Origin of the sequence: Catellatospora coxensis, assembly GCF_016862635.1 — a bacterium.
Taxonomy (GTDB): domain Bacteria; phylum Actinomycetota; class Actinomycetes; order Mycobacteriales; family Micromonosporaceae; genus Catellatospora; species Catellatospora coxensis.
In genome coordinates, this window is sequence record NZ_BONI01000115.1 from 1 (window position 1) to 21,171 (window position 21,171).

Sequence of the window (21,171 nt, forward strand, 5' to 3'; positions counted from 1 at the left end):
GGTCCGAGAAGGCCGGGCAGCCGCAGGAGACCCCGGCGGCCTAGCGCCGCCGGTCAAGGACACCGGCCGGCCGGGTCAGGGGTGACCGCCCCTGACCCGGGCGGCTTCCGCGTGCGCGGCCGCCACGATCTGCTCCGCCTCCCGCCGGGCCTCCGCGAGGTGGTCGCCGGCCTGCTCCTCGGCCAGCCGCAGGATCTGCTGCACCCGGGTGCCCAGGCCGTCCAGGCCCAGCTGCCCGTCGGGGCGCGTCCGCACGGGGGTGGGCAGCAGGGTCGCGTCACCGCCGAGCCCCGCGAGCGTGAGCAGCAGGCCCGCGCCCAGCAGCCCGACGCCGATCCAGAGCGCGGCCCCCTCGGCGTACACGCCGACCAGCGTTCCCGTGCCCAGCCAGGCGAACGCGGTGGACCACCGCTGCGCCGTCGTCTGCATCCCGTACCTCCCCGTGTCACCGACATGAAAGCCGATGCCGTCAAGGCGGCGCGTCCCGTCACCGCGCCGCAGCTCGGTCCGTTGGCGTTTATGCAGGTCAAGCGGATGTTGAAGAGCGGCGGGGCGCGGTGCGGACGTTGTGGCCGGGCCCGGGGGCCGGGTCCCCAACCTTTCCAGTGAATCGCAAGACAGCGATAAACATAAGTCTTCAAATATTCATAATCGCTGTATACGTTCCTCCAAAACAGTTCCGGCGGGTCCTGCCACGAGCTACGAGCCAGTGCCGCGGGCAGCCGGCCTGACAGGGGAGGAACCAACCATGAAACGTGCCCCCACGTTCGTGCTGGGTGTCGCGCTGGTGCTGGCCGGCGCCACCGCCCTGCCCGCGGCCGCCGCCGCCGCGCCGCCGGAGGCCGCCGTGCTCGCCGTGAACGGCGAGGTCGTGGCCGACAGCTACCTCGTGGTCCTCAAGCCCGGCGCCGACGTCTCCGCCGCCCCCGCGCTGGCCGGCCGGCACGGGGCGAGCCTGCGCAAGACGTTCCGGGCGGGCCTGAAGGGCTTCTCGTTCAGCGGCAGCGCGCTGGCCGCCCGGCGCATCGCCGCCGACCCGGCCGTGGCGTACGTGCAGCCCAACATGATCCACCGGGCCAGCGCCACGCAGTCGCCCGCCACCTGGGGCATCGACCGCATCGATCAGCGCAACCTGCCCCTGAGCAACTCCTACACCTACTCCAACACCGCGTCGTCGGTGCGGGCGTACATCATCGACACCGGCATCCGGTTCGCGCACAGCGAGTTCGGCGGGCGGGCCGTGTCCGGGTTCGACGCCATCGACGGCGGCACGGCCGACGACGCCAACGGGCACGGCACCCACGTCGCCGGCACCGTCGGCGGGACCGCGTACGGCGTGGCCAAGGGCGTGACCCTGGTCGCGGTGCGGGTGCTGGACGCCGAGGGCAGCGGCACCACCGAGCAGGTCGTCGCGGGCATCGACTGGGTGACCGCCGACCACGACCCCGGCGAGCCCGCGGTCGCCAACATGAGCCTCGGCGGCGGGGCGGACACGGTGCTGGACAACGCGGTGAAGGCGTCGATCGCCGACGGCGTCACGTACGCCATCGCGGCCGGCAACGGCATCCTGGGCATCTTCGCCGCCAACGCCTGCAACTACTCGCCCGCCCGGGTGCCCGAGGCGATCACGGTGTCGGCGACGCAGAGCAACGACAGCAAGGTCTCCTGGGCCAACCGGGGCACCTGCGTCGACATCTTCGCCCCGGGCGTGAACATCACCTCGTCGTGGTTCACCAACGACACCGCCACCAACACCATCAGCGGCACCTCGATGGCCACCCCGCACGTGGCCGGCGCGGTCGCGCTGTACCTGCAGAACAACCCGGGCGCGACGCCCGCGCAGGTGCAGTCGGCGCTGATCGCCAACGCGACCACGGGCGTCGTCGGCTCGCCGGGCAGCGGCTCCCCGAACCGCCTCCTCTACACCGGCAACTTCTGACCTCACCCCCAAGCCCCGGCGGGGTTCTCAGACCCCCGAACCCCGCCGGGCACCGGCAGGGCGTGCCGAGGGGGCCGCCTTGCGAACGACGTTGGCCTATCTCGTCGACTGGATCGAGATCGAAGTCGATGAGATAGGCCAACGTCCATGAAAGTCGGGCGCTACAGCTTGATGCGCTCGTTCTTCGGGTCGTACAGGGGGCGCAACGAGGCCGTGGCCGGGTACACCCGCTCGGCGATCTCCACCGTCCACCTGCCCGCGTCGATCCACGCCTGGTCCAGCGGCACGTCCCCGGCGTCGATCATCGCGAGCCCGACCGCCCCGCCGAGCGTGTGCCCGTACGACGCGGCCCTGATGTAGCCCACCGGCACCCCGTCGCGCCGCACCACCTCGGCGTGGAACATCATCGCGTCGGGGTCGGTGACCAGCACCTGCAGCAGCCGGCGGCGCAGCGGCCCCTCGGCCTTCTTCGCCAGCACCGCCTCGCGCCCGATGAACCCGCCCGGCTTGTCCAGCGCGACCGCGAACCCGAGCCCCGCCTCCAGCACCGAGTCGGTGTTGTCGATGTCGTGCCCGTAGTCCCGGTAGCCCTTCTCCATCCGCAGGCTGGACAGCGCCTTGAGGCCCGCGTGCCGCAGCCCCAGCGGCCGCCCGGCCTCGACCAGCCGGTCGTACGCGTGCACCGCCTGCTCGGCCGGGATGTACAGCTCGTAGCCCAGCTCGCCCAGGTAGGTGATCCGGATGCACAGCGCCCGCGCGAACCCGAGGTCGATCTCCCGGGCGGTCCGGAAGGCGAACGCCTCGTTCGACATGTCCGCGGTGGTCACGGCCGCGAGCAGCTCCCGCGAGCGGGGGCCCTGGATGTTGATCTGGGCGTACGCCCCGGTCACGTCGGTGGCGAACGCGTGCGCCCCGGTCGCCTCGAAGTGCCGGCGCAGCCGCGTCTCGACGTGCCGGTGCGCGGTGTCCGAGGCGACCACCCAGAACCGGTCGTCGGCCAGCTTGGTGACGGTCAGGTCGGCCTCCAGGGTGCCGCCGTCGTTCAGCCACTGGGTGTACGTGATCGTCCCGGCCTCGCCGTCGACCCGGTTCGCGCTCAGCCGCTCCAGCGCCGCTCCCGCGTCCCGCCCCTGCACCAGGAACTTCGCCATGAACGACATGTCCATCAGGATCACGCCTTCACGGGCGGCCTTGTGCTCCTCGGCCCAGTACCCGAACCAGTTCTGCCTGCCCCAGGACAGCTTGTCGACCTTGGGTGCGACGCCCTCGGGGGCGTACCAGTCGGGGCTTTCCCAGCCGCTGACGTCCTTGAAGTAGCCGCGCTGGGCGCGCAGCCGCTCGTGGATCGGGGACAGCTTGGCGTCACGGGCCGTCTCCATCGACTTGCCCGGGTAGTGCGCCGCGTAGACCATGCCCAGCGACTCCACGGTGCGGGTCGCCCGGTAGGCCGGGTTGCTCTGGTACGTGTGCAGCCGGTCGATGTTCATGCCGGTCACGTCGATGTCGGGGCGGCCGTTCAGGATCCAGTGCGCCATGGCGCGGCCGATGCCGCCGCCGGTCAGGATGCCGATCGAGTTCAGGCCGGCCGCGACGAAGTAGTTCTTCAGCTCCGGGGCCTCGCCGACGATCGGGGCCAGGTCGGGGGTGAAGCTCTCCGGGCCGCAGAAGAACTTGCGCACGCCGACCTCGGTCGAGATCGGGATGCGGGCCATCGCCTTCTCCAGGTACGGCGCCATGCGGTCCCAGTCCGGGGGCAGCTCGCCGAAGGAGAACGTGTCCGGGATGCCCTCGACCTTCCACGGCGCGCACAGCGCCTCGAACAGGCCGATCATCAGGCCGGCCCCCTCCTCGCGGAAGTAGCCGTACGACGACGGGTCCTCCAGCACCGGCAGGTCGCCGTGCATGCCCTCGATGGGCTCGGTGATCAGGTAGTAGTGCTCGGCGGCCTGCAGCGGGATGCTCACCCCGGCCTGCTCGCCGAGCTGCCGGGCCCACATGCCCGCGCAGTTGACCACGAACTCGGCCTCGATGTCGCCGTACGGCGTGCGCACGCCGGTGACGGTGTCGCCCCGTTTCAGGACGCCGGTGGCGGGCACGTTCTCGATGACGCGTACGCCCTGCATGCGGGCGCCCTTGGCCAGCGACATGGTGACGTCGACCGGGTTGGCCCGGCCGTCCTCGGCGACGTAGAACCCGGCCAGCACGTCGTCCACGTTCGCCAGCGGGAACAGGCCCTTGACCTCGCCGGGGGAGACCTCGTGCACGTCCACGCCGCACAGCCGGTTGAACGCCGACACCCGGCGGTACTCCTCCAGCCGGTCCGCGTCCGTGGCGACCTGCACGAACCCGACCTGTTTCAAGCCCGTGGCGAGGCCGGTCTCGGCCTCCAGCCGGCTGTACAGGTCGCGGGTGTACTTGCGCAGCTCGGTCGAGGTCTCCGACATCGAGCCGAAGGTGACCATGAGGCCGGCGGCGTGCCAGGTGGTGCCGGAGGTGAGCTTGTCCCGCTCCAGCAGCACCACGTCCTGGCAGCCCATGTGCGCCAGGTGGTACGCGATGGAGGTGCCGATGATGCCGCCGCCGACGACCACCACGCGGGCGCGCTCGGGCAACTGCGGACCGGATGTGTCACTCGTCATAGCGCGCGAGCCTACCTTCCTGACCCGCCAATCAGTCACCCGCCGCCCACGCCGCTCTCCACCTGCCGAAACTCTTAAAGACTCGCGGGCTCCGGCCGGTCCTGAGGCCGCGACTCGTTAAGAGTTGCGGCGGAGGGAGCGGCGGCCGCGGCGGCGGTCGGGGGGACCTGGGCGGCGAAGAAGGCGAGTTCGGCCTCGAAGAGGGGTTCGGTGTCGGTGGCGGCCCAGGTGAGCTGGCCGAACAGTTCGGCGGCGAGTACGCCGTAGAGGCGGATCCAGGAGGTCAGGAAGACCGCGGTGACCTCGATCGGCAGCTCGCCGTGCGCGGGCAGCGCCCCGGCCAGCCGGTCGAGGTCGACGTGCGGGACCCGGGGCAGCCGCCCGGCCTGCCACAGCTCCAGCAGCGGTGCCACGAAGATCTGGCCGAGCTGCGCGCCCGCGCACTGCAGGTCGTCGCACTGCTGGTGGAACTGCTCCACGCCCGGCAGCGGCGGTCCGAAGATCAGCGTCGCCTCGGGGCGGTGCTCCAGCGCCCAGCGCCGCAGCTCGCGCGCCATGACGAGCAGCCGCCGCACCGGGTCGGGATCGGGGTCCGCGTCGCGGGCGGCTTCGCAGGCGATGCGCACCTCGTTGTGCAGGTCCGTGCACAGCTCGATGACCAGGGCGTCCAGCGCGGGCACGTACCGGTAGAGCGCGGCGGCGGTCATGCCCATGTCGCGGGCGATGGCGCGCAGCGAGATGCCGGAGGGGCCGCTCGCGACCAGCTGCGCGCGGGCCAGGTCCTTGATCTCGGTCAGGGTGCGCTCGCGCAGGCGCTCGCGGCGGTGTGAGGTGTCCGACATGGAGCTCCCTTGACCGGAGTGAACGTCGTCAGCGAAAGTAAACACCGTTCACTCAAATGAGTGGCGTAAACAATCATATCTGTTCCGGGAAGGAACGCGATGTTCGCGTGGTGGGGGCGAGCGGTAGTCCGCTTGCGCTGGCTGGTGCTCGGGATCGCCGCGGCGGTGCTGGTCATCGGGGCGTCGTGGGGCGGCGGCGTGTTCGGTGACCTGATCAGCGGCGGGTTCGACGACCCGGGCAGCGCGTCCAGCCGGGCGCACCGGGAGATCACCGCCCAGCTCGGCCGCCAGGATGTCGACATCCTGGCGCTGTACTCGTCCGACGGCCTGACGTACGACCAGCCCGCGTTCTCCGGCGCGGTGACCTCCGTCGCCACGGAGCTGTCCGGGCGGCCCGAGATCGCCAGCGTCGTCGGCGCGCACACCCCGGGCGTGCCCGGCCGCTTCACGTCCACCGACGGGCACGCGACCTACCTGGCGATCCAGCTGCGCGACGGGGACGAGAACAGCAAGCTCGCCGACCTCGCCGCGCTGCGCGAGGACCTGGCCGCCGAGGGGCTGCACACCGAGGTCGGCGGGCTGATCCCGTTCCTGGACGACGCGAACACCCGGATCAACGACGACATCACCAAGGCCGAGCTGATCAGCCTGCCGATCCTGCTGGTGCTGCTGGTGTTCATCTTCCGCGGCCTGGTCGCCGCGGCCACCCCGCTGTTCGTCGGCGTGCTCGCCGTGCTCGGCGCCTTCATCGCGGTACGCCTGCTCGCCCAGGTCACCGACGTGTCCGTGTTCGCCGTCAACATCATCACGATGCTCGGCCTGGGCATGGCGATCGACTACGCGCTGTTCGTGGTCAGCCGGTTCCGAGAGGAGCTGGCCGCCGGGCGCAGCCCCGCCGACGCGGTCGCGCACACGCTGGCCACCGCGGGGCGTACCGTGCTGGTCTCGGGGTTGACCGTGGCGCTCGCCCTGGCCAGCCTGCTGATCTTCCCGATGGACTTCCTCAAGTCCATGGCCTGGGGCGGCATGGCCGCGGTGCTCGTCGCCATGCTGGCCGCGCTCACCGCACTGCCCGCCCTGCTGGCCGTGCTCGGCCCGAAGATCAACGCGCTGCGGGTGCCGCTGCCGAAGCTGTTCCAGGCCCGCCCGGCGGGCGAGGGCGGCTGGGCCCGGATCGCCCGCAGCGTGATGAGCCGGCCCGTGCTGTACGCCCTGGGTGTCGCCGCGGTCCTCGCGCTCACCGCGACCCCGTTCCTGCGCGCCCAGTTCGGCGGGTTCGACGAGCGGGTGCTGCCCGCGGGCACCGAGTCCCGCACCGTCACCGAGCGCATCGCCGCCGAGTTCCCCGGCGGCAGCGCCGCCCCGATCAGCGTCCTGATCCTCGGTCCCGGCGCGGACACCATGCTGGCCCGCGTCCAGGCCGTGCCGAACGTGCCCGGCGCGATGATCGCGGCTCAGCAGGGCGACGCCACCCTGATCACGGCGTCGTACCCCGGCGAGCCGGCCGACGAGAGCGCCCGCCAGGTCGTGCAGGCGATCCGGGACCTGCCGGTGCCGGACGGCACGCAGATGCTGGTCGGCGGGCGTACCGCGGCCGACCTGGACCAGCTCGACTCCCTCGGCGGGCGGCTGCCGTGGATGCTGGCCATGGTCGCGGTGAGCACGTTCCTGCTGCTGTTCCTGGCCTTCGGCTCGGTCGTGCTGCCGCTCAAGGCCATCCTCATGAACGTCATCTCGATCGGGGCGTCGTTCGGCGTGGTCGTCTGGATCTTCCAGGACGGGCACCTGTCGGAGTGGCTCGGTTTCACGGTGACCGGGTTCCTGGAACCGGGCAACATGGTGCTGATGCTGGCGGTCCTGTTCGGACTCGCCACCGACTACGAGGTGTTCCTGCTGTCGCGGGTCCGCGAGGAGTGGGACGCGACCGGGGACAACACCCAGGCCGTCGCGTCCGGGCTGCAGCGCACCGGCGGGATCATCACCGCGGCGGCGCTGCTGCTGATGGTGGTGCTGGGCGGGTTCGCGACCGGCGGCACGACCACGATCAAGGTGCTCGGCGTCGGCATGGTGGTCGCCGTGGCCATCGACGCGGCGCTCGTCCGGGCGGTCCTGGTGCCGGCCACGATGCGGCTGCTCGGCCGCTGGAACTGGTGGGCCCCGGGCCCGCTGAGCCTGGTCTACCGCCGCTACGGCCTCAAGGAGGCCTGACCCCCGCCGCGCGGCCGACTGGCTTACGGGCCATGATCGCTGTTTCGGGTCAGAAGGTGCAGCCAGGCACCACTTTCTGACCCGAAACAGCGATCTTTCGCGTATCCGCGGAGAGCGGCCCGACGGTCAGCGAAGTCCCCGAACGGCAAGCCGCCGCCGGACCACGTGATAGGCGAGTCCGCAGGCCAGGTGCGCGCGGGAACGGGACGGCCAGATGGCGGCGTACTCGTGGCGCTGCACGTCCGTAGCCCGGCCCCTGGCCCGCAGGGTCCCCAACTCGCGGGAACGCTGGGCGAGTGCGGCCACCCGGTCCAGGTCTCCGGCGGCTGCTATGCCCTTGCCCACCCATTCCTCGATCTGTGCCGGCGTGGCAGTGCGCACCGCGCCCGCGTCATCGGGCATGGGGGAGTGATAGAGAGCCACGGCGAGCTCGCCATGTGGCAGGTGTGACAGGTGGTCCGCCGGTCCGGCACGCATGGGTGACTCCGATCGAAGGGAGTGACGGCTGTCGCTGGGAACCTTACTGCCTTACTACTTAAGTCATCAAGGTTTGCGGCGGGTAGAGTGCGCGTCATGGAACCCTCCGGCGAGCCGATCTCCTACGTCCTGCCGCAGCCCGTGGGTGCGCCCGACGCGTGGACGGTGGAGGCGGCGCAGCTCGGCGGGGTGGGCACGCAGCGGCTGCTGGAGGTCGCCGAGGTGGCTGCGCCGCCTGCCGTGGCGACCGTCCTCGGCCCACGCGTGGTGGTACGCCGCCGCTTGGTCCTGCTCGACGAGCGACCGGTGGAGCTGGCCGACTCGTACTACCCGCTGGAGGTCGCGCGTGGAACCGGGCTGGCCGAGGCCGGGCGCATTCGCGGCGGCGCGCCGACCTTGCTCGCCACGCTCGGCTACCTGCCCGACGAGGTGGCCGAGGAGTTGGCGGTGAGACCGGGCACGGCGGCGGAGACGGCATCGCTCGACCTCGCGGACGGCAGCCTGGTGGTGGAACTGTTCCGGGTGACCCGTGACCGCGATGGCAGAGCGTACGAGGTGGCGGCGATGGTGATGCGGCCCGAGGGCCGGGTGTTCCGGTACCGGATGAAGGTGGGCGACGATGGCGTATCGCGACAGTAGACCTCGCCACCATCAGATCGCCGCCGAACTGCGTGCGCTGATCATGTCGGGCGATCTGCCACCCGGTGCTCGCCTGGAGTCGACGCAGCAGCTCATGACCAGGTTCGCGGTGACGGGCCAGACGATCCAGCGCGCCCTGGCCGTGCTCAAGGACGAGGGGTTCGTCGTCGGCCGAGCCGGGCTGGGAGTGTTCGTGCGTGAGCTGTCACCGTTGGCGATCGAGCCTGCGGCATACATGCCGCCGGCTCAGCCCGGTGCGGGTTCCCGCTGGACCGACGGCGGCGGCCGAGGCCGTGGCCGGGTGCACCTGGTTGACGTGCGCGAGGTCCCGCCGCCCGCCGCGGTGATGTCGGCCCTCGGGCTGGCCGAGGGTGCGGCGGTTCAGTTGCGCCAGCAGGTGCTGCTGCTCGACGACGAGCCCGTCGAACTGGCCTGGCTGTACTTTCCGCTGGAATTGGCCCGTGGCACCGCGCTGGCGGAGCGGCGGCTGGTCCGCGGTGGCATACCGCGTCTGCTGGCTGACGCGGGACATCCGCCGGTCGAGTGGACGGACCAGGTCTCCGCCCGCCCGGCCACCGCCGAGGAAGCCCGGCTGCTCGGCCTGCCCGGCGAGGTTCCGGTGCTGCGCACCATGCGCACCGTTCTCACCACGGGCCGACGGCCGATCGAGGCGAGCGTGCTCGTCAAAGGTGCGCACCGGTACGAGCTCTCGTACCGGCAGGCGGTGGTTCCGGAAAGCGGTGGGGCCGCTTAGGATTCGCGGCCATGTCGTCGTTGAGCGAACTCGCCGAGCAGGCCCGGCAGGCGCTGGCCGTCGCGCTCGCCCCGGAGGAGGAACGGCAGCGGGATCTGAAGCGGATGAAGACGATGGCGCTCAAACGGCTCAGCTTCACCCGCCTGGAGGCGTTGCAGCGGCTGGACGAGCTGACGGCGCGGCTGCACCTGCACCGCCGCGAGGACGAACTCTCGGCCGTCGGGCGGGAGCTGCTCGCCTACCGTTTCGACGGGAACTTCACCCGCTACGGCCCGGTGGAGAACGTGCTGGCGCTGACCGTGCGGACCGCCATGGCACGGGGCGATCTCGCGCTCGCCGAGGCCTGCCGCTCGCACATCGTCGCCGCGTACGGCCGGCCGGACGAGTGGGACGCCCGAGGGCGGTGGGACGCGATGGAGAACCGGCTGGGCGGCTGGCAGGTCGAGTGGCAGGAGGGCAACCGGCCGGCCGACGACCTCGGGTACACCAGCGCGCAGCTGGGCGAGTTGGCCTTCCTCGGCCTGTGGGGCGGGCACGGGCGGTGGCCGCTGGAGCGGATCGACCGCGAGTTCGACGCCAAGACCGCCTATCTGCGGGCGCTGCTCAAGCTGTGATCCGTTTTTGTGGACGCCCGGCGCCCCTGTGGGGGCATCCAGCGTCCACAAAAACGGATCTTGATAGGGTGCCGCTGCGGCTGGAAACCGTTGCGACATAGAGCGTTCATCTGACCACGGGATGCACGACGTCTGGGGCTCTTAGCGTGCCCATGGACAGACATCGACGATCGTGGAGGTCTACTGTGGACCGACGTAACGTGCTGCGTGCCGGGGTCGTGGGCGGCGCGGCCGCCGCCTTCTCGGGCGCGCTGTGGAAAGAGGCGTTCGCCGCACCCGCCCAGCCGGGTCCCGGCCCGTACGGGGCGCTGCAGGCCGCCGACGCGAACGGCATCATGCTGCCCTCCGGCTTCACCAGCCGGGTCATCGCGCGGTCCAGCCAGACCGTGCCCGGCACGTCGTACACCTGGCACGCCGCCCCCGACGGCGGGGCCTGCTTCGCCGACGGCTCCGGCTGGATCTACGTGTCCAACTCCGAGGTGTCCGCGGGCGGGGCGTCGGCGGTGAAGTTCAACTCCGGCGGCACCGTCACCGGCGCGTACCGCATCCTGTCCGGGACCTCCACCAACTGCGCGGGCGGGCACACGCCCTGGAACACCTGGCTGTCCTGCGAGGAGACGACGACCGGCCGGGTCTGGGAGACCGACCCGTGGGGCGTGAACGCGGCCGCGGCCCGCCCGGCGATGGGCCGGTTCAAGCACGAGGCCGCCGCCTGCGACCCGGTGAACCAGGTCATCTACCTGACCGAGGACCAGAGCGACGGCTGTTTCTACCGGTTCATCCCGAACACCTGGGGAAACCTCGGCACCGGCACGCTTCAGGTGGCCAAGGGCGGTTCCGGCACGTCCGTCACGCTCACCTGGGCCACCGTGCCCGACCCGGACGGCTCGCCGACGGCGACCCGCAACCAGGTCAGCGGCGTGAAGCGGTTCAACGGCGGCGAGGGGTGCTGGTACGACAACGGCATCGTCTACTTCACCACCAAGGGCGACAATCGAGTCTGGGCGTACAACACGGCCACCGCGCTGATCGAGCTGGCGTACGACGACTCGCTGGTGAGCGGCACGCCGCCGCTGACCGGGGTCGACAACATCACCGGCAGCGCGACCAGCGGGGATCTGTTCGTCGCCGAGGACGGCGGCAACCTGGAGATCTGCGTCATCACTCCGGACGACGTCATCGCGCCGTTCCTGCGCATCACGGGGCAGAGCTCCTCGGAGGTCACCGGGCCGGCCTTCAACCCGGCCGGCAACCGCTTCTACTTCTCGTCCCAGCGGGGCACCTCGGGCTCCTCGTCGGGCGCGATCACGTACGAGGTCACCGGGCCGTTCCGGTCCTGACCACGGACGGGAGGAACGTGATGGACCGACGTCAGGTGCTGCGGGCCGGGGTCGTCGGGGCCGGGGCGGCCGCGTTCTCGGGCGCGCTGTGGGAGCGCGCGTTCGCCGCGGCCGCCCAGCCGGGCGTCGGTCCGTACGGTGAGCTGCTGCCGGCCGGCGCCGACGGGCTGGCACTGCCCGCGGGCTTCACCGGCCGGGTCGTCGCGCGGTCCGGCCGGACCGTGCCCGGCACGACGTACACCTGGCACGCCGCCCCCGACGGCGGGGCCTGCTTCGCCGACGGCCCGGGGTGGATCTACGTCTCCAACTCGGAGATCCCGGTCGCCGGCGGGGCCTCGGCGATCAGGTTCGGCTCCGACGGAGGCGTCCGCTCCGCGTACCGGATCCTGTCCGGCACCAGCGTGAACTGCGCGGGCGGGGCGACGCCGTGGCACACCTGGCTGTCGTGCGAGGAGATCCCGCACGGCCGGGTCCTGGAGACCGACCCGTGGGGCGTGCGGCCCGCCCGGGAACGCACCGGGATGGGCCGGTTCAAGCACGAGGCCGCCGCCTGCGACCCCGACCGCCGGGTCGTCTACCTCACCGAGGACGAGGAGGACGGTTGCTTCTACCGCTTCGTCCCCGGCGCGTGGGGCGACCTGGACACCGGGCGGCTGCAGGTGCTGTGCGCCCCGGTGGGCACCACCTCGGGCACGGTCACCTGGCGCGACGTCCCGGACCCGGGCGGCCGGCCGGTGCCCACCCGGCGGCAGGTCGGCGCGGCGCTGCGCTTCGACGGCGGCGAGGGCTGCTGGTACGACCACGGGACCTGCTACTTCACCACCAAGGGCGACAACCGGGTGTGGGCGTACGACGCCGCCGCCTCGACCGTCGCGCTGGCGTACGACGACTCGCTGGTGAGCGGCACGCCCCCGCTGACCGGCGTGGACAACATCACCGGCTCGCCCCGCAACGCCGACCTGTACGTGGCCGAGGACGGCGGCAACATGGAGCTCAACCTGATCACCGCGGACGGGGTCGTCGCGCCGTTCCTGCGCCTGACCGGGCAGGACGCCTCGGAGATCACCGGCCCGGCCTTCAACCCGGCCGGGGACCGGCTCTACTTCTCGTCCCAGCGCGGCGTCTCCGGCGCGAAGTCGGGTTCCGGCGGCATCACGTACGAGGTCACCGGCCCGTTCCGAGGCCCGTGACGCGGTTCGCCGGCCGCCCGATCCGTTGGCGCGGGCCGGGATCACCGGCGTTGACCCGGGCAGGCGCGGTGGCCATACTGCCCCGATGCAGATCCACAGCGAGGACCTCGTCGAGGTGACGTGGATGTGGGACCGCAGTGGGCTCCGCCGCGTCGCCTGGACGGGGAAGAGCTCCCGGAACCGTACGGCGGTGCTGGTGGCGCTGGTCAGCCTGACCGTCGCGGTCTGGGCGTTCGACCTGTGGGGCAAGCTCGGCGGGCCGTACCCGTTCGCCGCGGTCTGGCTGTCGGTCCTCGGAGCCGGCCTGGTGGCGCAGGTGTGCCTGACCGCGTGGCTGAGGCTGCGCAAGACCCCGGACTTCTGGTACGCGCCGATGACGGTGCGCATCGACGCCGACGGCGTCCGGCTGACCCAGGCGAGCGGGGAGTTCTTCCACCGCTGGGCGCTGATGTCCCCGGTCGTACGCACCAAGGACGACTGGCACTTCACCGTGCGCTCGGTCGGCGGGATCATCGTGCCGCGCGGCCTGATCTCGCCCGCCGACGACGCGGCCATCGCGGTGGTCGTCGACCGGTACGCCCACCTGGTCGGCCGCCCCGCCGACCTGCCTCCGCCCGCGGAGGTCTGACGTGCGCGTCGAAACCGAGCGGCTGATCATCCGGGAGTGGACCGACAGCCCCGCCGACCTGGCCCGCAACTACGACATCTACCGGCGCGAGGAGGTCACCCGCTGGCTCGGCATGCCCACGCCGCTGTCCGGCCCGGCCCAGTCGCAGCTCGTCATCGACCGGCGGCGCGAGTACTACGCCGCCGAACCCGGCTACGGCGTGTGGGCGGCGGAGTCGCGCGACACGAGTGTGGTCGCCGGGTCGGTGCTGCTCAAACCGCTCCCTGAGCCCGCCGACGGGCCCGGCCGGGGTGAGGTCGAGATCGGCTGGCACTTCCACCCCGACAGCTGGGGGCACGGGTACGCCACCGAGGCGGCGCGGGCCGTGCTGGCGTACGGCTGGGCGCTCGGGCTGACGGAGATCCACGCCATCGCCCGCCCGGACAACGCGCCCTCGCTCGCGGTGATGCGCCGCCTCGGCATGACCCGGGTCGGCCGCACCCACCGCTGGTACGACATCGAGGCCGAGCTGTACGTGATCAGGAAGGAAGGAAACGGATGACGGCCGATGTCCGGTTGAGCTTCACGCCGACGGCGGAGCACTGGCACTGGGTGTATCAGACCTGGGGTGCCCGCCGCTGGCTGCTGATTCGCACCTTGGCGCTGTTCTTGTTCGCCGTCGGGCTCCTGCTGCTGGCCGGCGCAGGCGGCGCGATCGCATGGGTGCTCGCCGGCAGCGGTGCCGTCTCGTGGTTCCTGCCGCGCGTGGTGATCCATCGGGCCGTGCGCGGACTGCCGCCGTACGCGCTGCTCGCCCGCGAGTTCGTCCTGTCCGCCGACGCCGTCGAGGTGACGACGGCGCTGTCGTACAGCAGGTACGCGGCCGCACTGGTCAGCGCTCAGCAGGTGGATGAGGGCGGCCTGCTGCTGTTCAGCGGTTCGCAGGTGCTGCTGTTCCTCCCGCGTGAGGTGGCGCAGCCCGAAAGGTTCGAGCAGGCCTGCGCCCTTGCCGTCGCGCTGGTGGAGAACGGTCGGGTAGCCGCCCGCGCGGCCTGAACCCGCCGACTTTGGTGAGTTAACACGCCCTTATCCGATGGTCGATATCTGCCGTCGTACGGGGTGCGCCGTTAGGCTGATGGCGGCAGAGACTCCCCGCGGAAGGGGGTGAGCGCGATGGCGGCACCGGCAAGAGCCCGGCAGTTGCACACGATCGAGGAATGGACCGAGATCGAGGAGTGGACTGCCGACCTGGCGCTGCAACTACTCCCGGAAACGAACGGCCGCAAGATCGAGGTCTTCCGCGGGAGTGTGATCGTGTCCCCCCACGCGAATGTGGATCATCAAACCATCAGTGCCGAGCTAGTGCACGCGCTCCGGCGGGCGGCGAAGGTGGTCGGACTGTTCGCCTATCCCGAGGTCAACCTGATCTCCGGTGATGACCTGTTCATCCCTGACTTCGGAGTGTTCCGCGTGTCCGGCGGAGGCAAGGTCGCGATGAACATCGCCGACGCGCTGCTGCTCGGCGAGATCGTCTCGCCGGGGAACCGCCGCAAGGACATCATCGACAGGCCGAAGCAGTACGCGGCCGCGGGTGTGCCCTGGTTCATGCGGATCGAGTGCCGCAACCGGGTGCCGGTGGTGGCGCTGCACTCCCTCGTGGAAGGGGAATACCGGCCGGTGGCGGCCGCGGCGGCGGGCACCCGGTTCGTGATGCGGGAGCCGTTCGTGTTCGAGATCGACCCGGTCGACCTGCTCGACGAGTAGCCCGCTCAGCGGGCCCTCGGCAGGCTCGGCGAGAATGAAGGCATGATCCCCCGCGAGATCGTGCTGCTCGGCTCCACCGGGTCGATCGGCACCCAGGCGATAGACATCGTGCGCCGCAACCCGGACCGGTTCCGCGTCGTCGCGCTGGGCGCGGGCGGCGGCAACGTGGCCCTGCTGGCGCAGCAGGCGCTGGAGCTGGGCGTCGAGGCGGTCGGGGTGGCCAAGTCCACCGCCGCGCAGGACCTGCAGCTGGCCTTCTACGCCGAGGCGCAGCGCCGGGGGTGGTCGTCGGGCGACTTCAAGCTGCCGAAGATCCTGGCCGGCCCGCAGGCGATGACCGAGCTGGCCCAGTGGCCGGCGGACATCGTGCTCAACGGCGTGGTCGGCTCGCTGGGGTTGGCGCCGACGCTGGCCGCGCTGCGGGCGGGGCGCATCCTGGCGCTGGCCAACAAGGAGTCGCTGGTGGCCGGTGGGCCGCTGGTGCGGGCGGTGGCCAAGCCGGGGCAGATCGTGCCGGTGGACAGCGAGCACTCGGCGCTGGCGCAGTGCCTGCGCGGCGGCACCCGGGCCGAGGTGCGCAAGCTGATCCTGACCGCGAGCGGGGGCGCGTTCCGCGGCCGCCGCCGCGAGGAGCTGGGCGCGGTCACCGTCGAGGAGGCGCTCAAGCACCCGACCTGGGACATGGGCCCGGTGGTGACGATCAACTCGGCGACGCTGGTGAACAAGGGCCTCGAGGTGATCGAGGCGCACGAGCTGTTCGGCGTGGCGTACGACGACATCGAGGTGATGGTGCACCCGCAGTCGGTGCTGCACTCCCTCGTCGAGTTCACCGACGGCTCGACGCTGGCCCAGGCCAGCCCGCCGGACATGCGGCTGCCGATCGCGCTGGCGCTGGGCTGGCCGGACCGGGTGGCCGAGGCGGCCGCGCCGGTCGACTGGACGCTCGCGCACAACTGGGAGCTGCGGCCGCTGGACGTGGAGGCGTTCCCGGCGGTGGAGCTGGCCAAGGCCGCGGGCCGGGCCGGGCGCTGCCGGCCGGCGATCTACAACGCCGCCAACGAGGAGTGTGTGGCGGCTTTCACAGCGGGCCGCCTGCCGTTCCTGGCCATCGTCGACACCGTGGCGGAGATCGTCGAGGGTGCGCCCGACTTCGACGAACCGGGTACCGTCGAGGACGTGCTCGCCGCGGAGCACTGGGCGCGCACGCGCGCACATGACCTGATCAAGGAGAAGAGCGCCTGATGAACGCCCTGGGGATCGCCCTCTTCGCGCTTGTCATCCTGATCTCCGTAAGCCTGCACGAAGCCGGCCACATGGGCACGGCGAAGGCCTTCGGCATGAAGGTGACGCGGTATTTCGTGGGCTTCGGTCCCACTCTCTGGTCGTTCCGCCGCGGCGAGACCGAGTACGGCGTCAAGGGCATCCCGCTCGGCGGCTTCGTCAAGATCGTCGGCATGACACCGCAGGACGAGGACGCCGACGACCCCAAGGCGATGTGGCGCTTCCCGGTGTGGAAGCGCTCGATCGTGATGTCGGCCGGTTCGATCGTGCACTTCATCCTGGCCGCCGTCGCGATCTGGGGGCTGGCGGTCTTCTCCGGCCTGCCCAACCCTGACCTGCCCACCAAGGAGCCCAGCCTCGGCCAGCCGGCCGTGCTGCGGGTGCAGCCGTGTGTCGTGACCACCCTGCCGCTGCGCGACTGCGAGGCGAAGGACCCGGCCAGCCCGGCCAGCCCGGCCAGCCAGGCGGGCCTTCGCGACGGCGACAAGCTGATCGCCGTGAACGGCGCCGCGGTCGCCAACTGGGGCGAGGCGCTCCAGCAGATCCGGCCGCTGGGCGTGGGCCAGGCCGCCACGATGACGGTGCTGCGCGACGGCGCTCCGCAGACGGTGCAGGTGACACCGGCTGAGGTCGAGCGCGAGATGACCGACGGCAGCGTGCGCAAGGTCGCCGCGATCGGCGTCGGCCTGGACTCGACCATCCCCTACCTGGTCAAGTACGGCCCCGGTGAGGCCGTCGGCGCCAGCGCCCAGTACGCCGGGACGATGGTCGGCGCGACGTTCGAGGCGCTCAAGGAGTTCCCGAAGCGCATTCCGGCGCTGTTCTCGGCCATCGGCGGCGAGAAGCGCGACCCGAACACCCCGATCAGCGTGGTGGGCATCAGCCTGCTGGGCGGCGAGGCGGTGAACGAGGGCGCGTGGAGCATGTTCGTCGGGCTGTTCATCGCGTTCAACCTGTTCATCGGCATCTTCAACCTGCTGCCGCTGCTTCCCCTGGACGGGGGACACCTGTTCATCGCGTGGTTCGAGAGAATTCGTTCATGGGTGTACGCGCGGTTGCACAAGCCCGACCCGGGCCGGGTCGACTACTTCAAGCTGATGCCCCTGACCTATACGGTCATCCTGATCTTCGGTGCCTTCACCCTGCTGACGGTGACCGCGGACCTCGTCAACCCCATCTCGATCTACAAGTGAGTGTGCTGTGACTGCGATCAACCTTGGTATGCCGGCTGCTCCGCCCACGCCGCTCGCGCCGCGGCGCAAGAGCCGTCAGATCATGGTCGGCAGCGTGCCGGTCGGCGGCGGAGCGCCGGTCAGCGTGCAGTCGATGACGACCACCCTGACCTCGGACGTCAACGCGACCCTGCAGCAGATCGCGGAGCTGACCGCGTCCGGCTGCCAGATCGTGCGGGTGGCCGTGCCCTCGCAGGACGACGTCGAGGCGCTGCCCGCGATCGCCCGCAAGTCGCCGATCCCGGTGATCGCCGACATCCACTTCCAGCCGAAGTACGTGTTCGCGGCGATCGACGCGGGCTGCGCGGCGGTGCGGGTGAACCCGGGCAACATCCGGCAGTTCGACGACAAGGTCAAGGAGATCGCCGCGGCGGCCTCGGCGGCCGGCGTGCCGATCCGCATCGGCGTGAACGCGGGCTCGCTGGACAAGCGCCTGCTGGAGAAGTACGGCAAGCCGACCGCGGAGGCGCTGGTCGAGTCGGCGCTGTGGGAGTGCTCGCTGTTCGAGGAGCACGGCTTCCGGGACATCAAGATCAGCGTCAAGCACAACGACCCGGTCGTGATGATCAAGGCGTACCGGCTGCTCGCGCAGCAGTGCGACTACCCGCTGCACCTCGGCGTGACCGAGGCGGGCCCGGCGTTCCAGGGCACCGTGAAGTCGGCGGTCGCGTTCGGCGCGCTGCTGGCCGAGGGCATCGGTGACACCATCCGGGTGTCGCTGTCCGCCCCGCCGGTCGAGGAGATCAAGGTCGGCACCGCGATCCTGGAGGCGCTGAACCTCAAGGAGCGGGGTCTGGAGATCGTGTCCTGCCCGTCCTGCGGCCGCGCCCAGGTCGACGTGTACACCCTGGCCGAGCAGGTCACCGCGGCCCTGGACGGCTTCCCGGCGCCGCTGCGCGTGGCCGTCATGGGCTGCGTCGTCAACGGCCCCGGCGAGGCCCGCGAGGCCGACCTCGGCGTGGCCTCGGGCAACGGCAAGGGCCAGATCTTCGTCAAGGGCCAGGTCATCAAGACCGTCCCCGAGTCGATGATCGTCGAGACCCTGGTCGAGGAGGCCATGAAGATCGCCGCAGACATGGGCATCGACCCCCTCGGCGACGACGCCCCCACCCCCGCCGTCGTCACGGTCCACTGACCCCTGACCGCCGAGAAGGCCCCGTTCCTCCCGGAACGGGGCCTTCTCGCATCCCCCCACCCGGCCGCCCCGCCCAAGATCGCAACGATCTTGCGTGAACTGTTGCCTTTTTGTCCGATCGGAGTGTGTCGTCCCCACAGTTCGCGCAAGATCGCCGCGGCGGGTGGGGGCGGGGGGGCGGGTGGGGTGGGGTGGGGTGGGGTGGGTCATGAGGCGAGGATGGAGTAGAGCTTGCGTTTGGTGTCCTGGAGGGTTTCCAGGGCCTGCTGGCGTTGGGCGGGGGTGCCGGTCATGGCCACCTGGCGGAGGGCGGACATGATGGCGAAGCCGGCCTCGCGGAACTCCTGGGACTGGGCGATGTGGTCGGCGTCGAAGTCCTGCCAGGGGCGGCCGTGGCCGGATTCGCCGGCTCGCTCCGCCTCGGCGCGGCCGGTTTCGGTGAGGGTGAAGCGTTTGCGGCCGCCGGTCTCCTCGCTGACGATCAGGCCTTCGTCCTCCAGGAGTTGCAGGGTCGGGTAGATCGAGCCGGGGCTCGGGCGCCAGACGCCGCCGGTGCGGGTCTCCAGCTCGGAGATCATTTCGTAGCCGTGCATCGGGCGCTCCAGGAGCAGGCCCAGCACCGCCGCGCGGGTGTTGCCTCGGCGGCCGCGTCCCCGGCCGTGCCCGCGCCCGTGGCCGAAGCCGCCGGGGCCGAACGGCGGCCGCATCGGGCCGAAGGCGAACAGGCGCGGGTCGTGGCCGTGGCCGTGCCCGCCGTGTCCGTGGGCGTGATCGTGCATGTCGGGTCCGTGGTGTCGTCGGAACATCTCGTCCTCCTCGTCGTGTCCGCCCTCGCTGGGGCGGATCCTGTGACTATCGCTGACGTATCAGCGATGTGTTTACGATATATCGGCAACATGTTGACGACAACCTGCTTTACCGGGGATACCACTGGCGGGCCGCGCGGATCTCATTAGGCTGTGGTCATGCTCACCCTTCCGGTGCGGCAGCTGGCCGAAGCTGACCGCGCCGCAGTGGAACGCCTGCTGGCGGCGTACCCGATTGCGGCGGCGCAGGTGGCTGAGCGGGTGGCGATCCGCGGGCTGGGCTGGCGCGCCGACGGGCGGCTCTACGGGTACGGCAGCCGGCGGCACCCGGAGGCGGTGCTCTGGTCGGGCGGGCAGGTCTCCCCGGTGGGCGCCGACACGGCCGCCGTCGCCGCGTTCGCCGAGATGGTGTCCGGGCAGCCGCGGGTGTGCGCGTCGCTGGTGGGGGAGTCCGGGGCGGTGCTGGGGCTGTGGGACCTGCTGCGGCCCGCGTGGGGTCCCGAGCGTACGGTGCGCGCCGATCAGCCGCTGCTCGTCGTCGACACCCCGCCCGCCGTGGCCGCCGATCCGCTGGTGCGCCAGGTGCGGCCCGACGAGGTCGACCTCGTGTTCCCGGCCTCGGTGGCGATGTACACCGAGGAGGTCGGGGTGTCGCCGCTGGGTGACGACGGGGGGCGGGGTTATCGCGGGCGCGTCGCGGAGCTGGTGAAGGCGGGGCGGTCGTACGCCCGGATCGTCGACGGCACGGTGGTGTTCAAGGCCGAGCTGGCCGTGGTGACCCGGCACACCGCGCAGGTGCAGGGGGTCTGGGTCGATCCTTCGTGGCGTGGGCGCGGCTTCGCGATAGCCGGAATGGCGGCCGTGGTGCGCGACGCGCTGCGCCGGGTCGCGCCGACGGTGAGCCTGTACGTCAACGACTTCAACACCCCGGCCCGCCGGGTGTACCAGCGGCTGGGCTTCCGGCAGGTGGGCGCGTTCGCGACCGTCCTGTTCTGACGGTCCGTCCGGCGGCGCGCCACGCCGAAGCCACGACCATTTTCGTGACTTTGCGCACCTAGCTAACTACGTTAAGTAACGATAGTGGCTGACCGATTGTGACGGCCGGCGAGGTGACTACCCCTATGGGGCGGATCGTAAAACAGCTCTCTGACACCACCACGAAGTACTACTGGTATCCCGGAGAGAAGCAGGAGTGGATCCGCGCCGTGGTCGCCGTCGGCACCGGCGGCGCGTCCGCCGCCCTGCTGATGCTGCTGACCCGCAACGCCCTCGCCGCGGTGGTCACCGGCTGCGCGGTCACCCTCGCCGTGTCGGGCTTCAACTTCGGCCGCCGCGACGCCAAGGCGCTGTCCGGCTTCCCCAACCTCAGCGACAAGGCCGCCCGCCGTGCCGCGATCTCCCACTCGGGCCGGGCGGCGTGGCGGGCGAGCGCGCACGGCGTGGGCGGCGCGGTGGCCGCGATCGTCGTGCTGAACCTCGCCCACCACGGCTGGGTCGCCGACTGGCTGCTGCCCGTCGTGCCCGCCGTGGTCGGCGCGCTGGCCCACCAGACCGGCATGATCTGGGAGCAGCTGGCCAGCACCGTCGCCAGCCCCGGCCCCGCCGCCGCCCCGGCCGCGAAGCCCTCCACCGAGTGACCTCGCCGCTGCCGCCCTCGTCGCTCTCGTAGCCCTCGCCCGCGGCGGATGCACCGTCCAGGCCGGC

Annotated in this window: 20 protein-coding genes and 1 pseudogene; 16 read left to right on the plus strand and 5 right to left on the minus strand. The window is 71.4% G+C overall.

The window, feature by feature from the left end:
* Window positions 1–93: 93 nt before the first annotated feature.
* Window positions 94–225 (minus strand): annotated as a pseudogene (locus Cco03nite_RS38970) (cell division protein DivIVA); the annotation flags it as partial.
* A 523-nt stretch (window positions 226–748) separates the two neighbouring features.
* On the opposite strand from Cco03nite_RS38970, the gene Cco03nite_RS38975 reads away from it, so the two are divergent.
* Entirely contained in the window at window positions 749–1,939 is a 1,191-nt protein-coding gene (locus Cco03nite_RS38975; RefSeq protein WP_203699064.1) for a S8 family peptidase, read from the plus strand.
* Window positions 1,940–2,100: 161 nt separating this feature from the next.
* On the opposite strand, the gene Cco03nite_RS38980 is transcribed toward Cco03nite_RS38975, so the two are convergent.
* Complete coding sequence (locus Cco03nite_RS38980) at window positions 2,101–4,578, minus strand: GcvT family protein (protein WP_203699065.1); 2,478 nt, start codon at window positions 4,576–4,578, stop codon at window positions 2,101–2,103.
* 74 nt (window positions 4,579–4,652) lie between these two features.
* Entirely contained in the window at window positions 4,653–5,420 is a 768-nt protein-coding gene (locus Cco03nite_RS38985) for a TetR/AcrR family transcriptional regulator (protein WP_203699066.1), read from the minus strand.
* A gap of 132 nt (window positions 5,421–5,552) precedes the next feature.
* Between Cco03nite_RS38985 and Cco03nite_RS38990 the strand changes: the two genes are divergently transcribed.
* Window positions 5,553–7,628 (plus strand): MMPL family transporter, encoded by a 2,076-nt coding sequence (locus Cco03nite_RS38990; protein WP_239168018.1) that lies wholly within the window; start codon window positions 5,553–5,555, stop codon window positions 7,626–7,628.
* Between the two features lie 126 nt (window positions 7,629–7,754).
* Here Cco03nite_RS38990 and Cco03nite_RS38995 read toward each other — a convergent pair whose 3' ends face one another.
* A complete protein-coding gene (locus tag Cco03nite_RS38995; protein ID WP_203699068.1) occupies window positions 7,755–8,030 on the minus strand; it encodes a hypothetical protein in 276 nt (91 codons plus the stop codon).
* A 171-nt stretch (window positions 8,031–8,201) separates the two neighbouring features.
* Between Cco03nite_RS38995 and Cco03nite_RS39000 the strand changes: the two genes are divergently transcribed.
* The 12 genes from Cco03nite_RS39000 to ispG all read left to right on the plus strand — a co-directional run bounded on the left by Cco03nite_RS39000 (window position 8,202) and on the right by ispG (window position 18,661).
* A complete protein-coding gene (locus tag Cco03nite_RS39000; RefSeq protein ID WP_203699069.1) occupies window positions 8,202–8,744 on the plus strand; it encodes a UTRA domain-containing protein in 543 nt (180 codons plus the stop codon).
* Complete coding sequence (locus tag Cco03nite_RS39005; protein ID WP_203699070.1) at window positions 8,725–9,498, plus strand: GntR family transcriptional regulator; 774 nt, start codon at window positions 8,725–8,727, stop codon at window positions 9,496–9,498. The genes Cco03nite_RS39000 and Cco03nite_RS39005 overlap by 20 nt, the downstream gene beginning before the upstream one ends.
* Window positions 9,499–9,509: 11 nt before the next feature.
* Window positions 9,510–10,112 carry a DUF6707 family protein gene (locus Cco03nite_RS39010; RefSeq protein ID WP_203699071.1) on the plus strand — a complete coding sequence of 201 codons (603 nt, stop codon included), beginning with the start codon at window positions 9,510–9,512 and terminating at the stop codon, window positions 10,110–10,112.
* A 185-nt stretch (window positions 10,113–10,297) separates the two neighbouring features.
* Window positions 10,298–11,452, plus strand: a complete 1,155-nt coding sequence (locus Cco03nite_RS39015; RefSeq protein WP_203699072.1) for an alkaline phosphatase PhoX — start codon at window positions 10,298–10,300, stop codon at window positions 11,450–11,452.
* A gap of 20 nt (window positions 11,453–11,472) precedes the next feature.
* On the plus strand, window positions 11,473–12,642 hold the full coding sequence (locus Cco03nite_RS39020) for an alkaline phosphatase PhoX (protein WP_203699073.1): 1,170 nt from the start codon (window positions 11,473–11,475) through the stop codon (window positions 12,640–12,642).
* An 85-nt stretch (window positions 12,643–12,727) separates the two neighbouring features.
* Window positions 12,728–13,270: a YcxB family protein gene (locus tag Cco03nite_RS39025; protein WP_203699074.1), complete on the plus strand. Its 543-nt coding sequence runs from the start codon at window positions 12,728–12,730 to the stop codon at window positions 13,268–13,270.
* Between the two features lies 1 nt (window position 13,271).
* Window positions 13,272–13,811: a GNAT family N-acetyltransferase gene (locus tag Cco03nite_RS39030; protein WP_203699075.1), complete on the plus strand. Its 540-nt coding sequence runs from the start codon at window positions 13,272–13,274 to the stop codon at window positions 13,809–13,811.
* The gene (locus tag Cco03nite_RS39035) at window positions 13,808–14,305 is read left to right on the plus strand and encodes a hypothetical protein (RefSeq protein ID WP_203699076.1); all 498 of its coding nucleotides are present in this window, start codon (window positions 13,808–13,810) and stop codon (window positions 14,303–14,305) included. Before Cco03nite_RS39030 ends, Cco03nite_RS39035 begins: the two co-directional genes overlap by 4 nt.
* Window positions 14,306–14,422: 117 nt before the next feature.
* Complete coding sequence (locus Cco03nite_RS39040) at window positions 14,423–15,013, plus strand: Uma2 family endonuclease (protein WP_203699077.1); 591 nt, start codon at window positions 14,423–14,425, stop codon at window positions 15,011–15,013.
* 60 nt (window positions 15,014–15,073) lie between these two features.
* Window positions 15,074–16,255: a 1-deoxy-D-xylulose-5-phosphate reductoisomerase gene (gene dxr, locus Cco03nite_RS39045; protein ID WP_203699081.1), complete on the plus strand. Its 1,182-nt coding sequence runs from the start codon at window positions 15,074–15,076 to the stop codon at window positions 16,253–16,255.
* The gene (locus tag Cco03nite_RS39050; protein ID WP_203699082.1) at window positions 16,252–17,487 is read left to right on the plus strand and encodes a M50 family metallopeptidase; all 1,236 of its coding nucleotides are present in this window, start codon (window positions 16,252–16,254) and stop codon (window positions 17,485–17,487) included. The genes dxr and Cco03nite_RS39050 overlap by 4 nt, the downstream gene beginning before the upstream one ends.
* A gap of 7 nt (window positions 17,488–17,494) precedes the next feature.
* Window positions 17,495–18,661 carry a flavodoxin-dependent (E)-4-hydroxy-3-methylbut-2-enyl-diphosphate synthase gene (gene ispG, locus Cco03nite_RS39055; RefSeq protein ID WP_203699078.1) on the plus strand — a complete coding sequence of 389 codons (1,167 nt, stop codon included), beginning with the start codon at window positions 17,495–17,497 and terminating at the stop codon, window positions 18,659–18,661.
* A gap of 206 nt (window positions 18,662–18,867) precedes the next feature.
* Here the strand turns inward: ispG and Cco03nite_RS39060 are convergent, their stop codons facing one another.
* Complete coding sequence (locus Cco03nite_RS39060; RefSeq protein ID WP_373314436.1) at window positions 18,868–19,467, minus strand: PadR family transcriptional regulator; 600 nt, start codon at window positions 19,465–19,467, stop codon at window positions 18,868–18,870.
* Window positions 19,468–19,626: 159 nt separating this feature from the next.
* Here Cco03nite_RS39060 and Cco03nite_RS39065 point away from each other — a divergent pair, with 159 nt between their 5' ends.
* Complete coding sequence (locus Cco03nite_RS39065; protein ID WP_203699079.1) at window positions 19,627–20,463, plus strand: GNAT family N-acetyltransferase; 837 nt, start codon at window positions 19,627–19,629, stop codon at window positions 20,461–20,463.
* Between the two features lie 125 nt (window positions 20,464–20,588).
* On the plus strand, window positions 20,589–21,104 hold the full coding sequence (locus tag Cco03nite_RS39070; protein WP_203699080.1) for a hypothetical protein: 516 nt from the start codon (window positions 20,589–20,591) through the stop codon (window positions 21,102–21,104).
* The last annotated feature ends 67 nt before the right edge of the window (window positions 21,105–21,171 follow it).

Bases quoted from the DNA above. Each gene is read 5' to 3' on its own strand.
- Cco03nite_RS38975 (WP_203699064.1), top strand. From the start codon at position 749: ATGAAACGTGCCCCCACGTTCGTGCTGGGTGTCGCGCTGGTGCTGGCC.
- Cco03nite_RS38980 (WP_203699065.1), bottom strand. From the start codon at position 4,578: ATGACGAGTGACACATCCGGTCCGCAGTTGCCCGAGCGCGCCCGCGTG.
- Cco03nite_RS38985 (WP_203699066.1), bottom strand. From the start codon at position 5,420: ATGTCGGACACCTCACACCGCCGCGAGCGCCTGCGCGAGCGCACCCTG.
- Cco03nite_RS38995 (WP_203699068.1), bottom strand. From the start codon at position 8,030: ATGCCCGATGACGCGGGCGCGGTGCGCACTGCCACGCCGGCACAGATC.
- Cco03nite_RS39000 (WP_203699069.1), top strand. From the start codon at position 8,202: ATGGAACCCTCCGGCGAGCCGATCTCCTACGTCCTGCCGCAGCCCGTG.
- Cco03nite_RS39005 (WP_203699070.1), top strand. From the start codon at position 8,725: ATGGCGTATCGCGACAGTAGACCTCGCCACCATCAGATCGCCGCCGAA.
- Cco03nite_RS39010 (WP_203699071.1), top strand. From the start codon at position 9,510: ATGTCGTCGTTGAGCGAACTCGCCGAGCAGGCCCGGCAGGCGCTGGCC.
- Cco03nite_RS39020 (WP_203699073.1), top strand. From the start codon at position 11,473: ATGGACCGACGTCAGGTGCTGCGGGCCGGGGTCGTCGGGGCCGGGGCG.
- Cco03nite_RS39025 (WP_203699074.1), top strand. From the start codon at position 12,728: ATGCAGATCCACAGCGAGGACCTCGTCGAGGTGACGTGGATGTGGGAC.
- Cco03nite_RS39035 (WP_203699076.1), top strand. From the start codon at position 13,808: ATGACGGCCGATGTCCGGTTGAGCTTCACGCCGACGGCGGAGCACTGG.
- Cco03nite_RS39040 (WP_203699077.1), top strand. From the start codon at position 14,423: ATGGCGGCACCGGCAAGAGCCCGGCAGTTGCACACGATCGAGGAATGG.
- Cco03nite_RS39060 (WP_373314436.1), bottom strand. From the start codon at position 19,467: ATGTTCCGACGACACCACGGACCCGACATGCACGATCACGCCCACGGA.
- Cco03nite_RS39065 (WP_203699079.1), top strand. From the start codon at position 19,627: ATGCTCACCCTTCCGGTGCGGCAGCTGGCCGAAGCTGACCGCGCCGCA.
- Cco03nite_RS39070 (WP_203699080.1), top strand. From the start codon at position 20,589: ATGGGGCGGATCGTAAAACAGCTCTCTGACACCACCACGAAGTACTAC.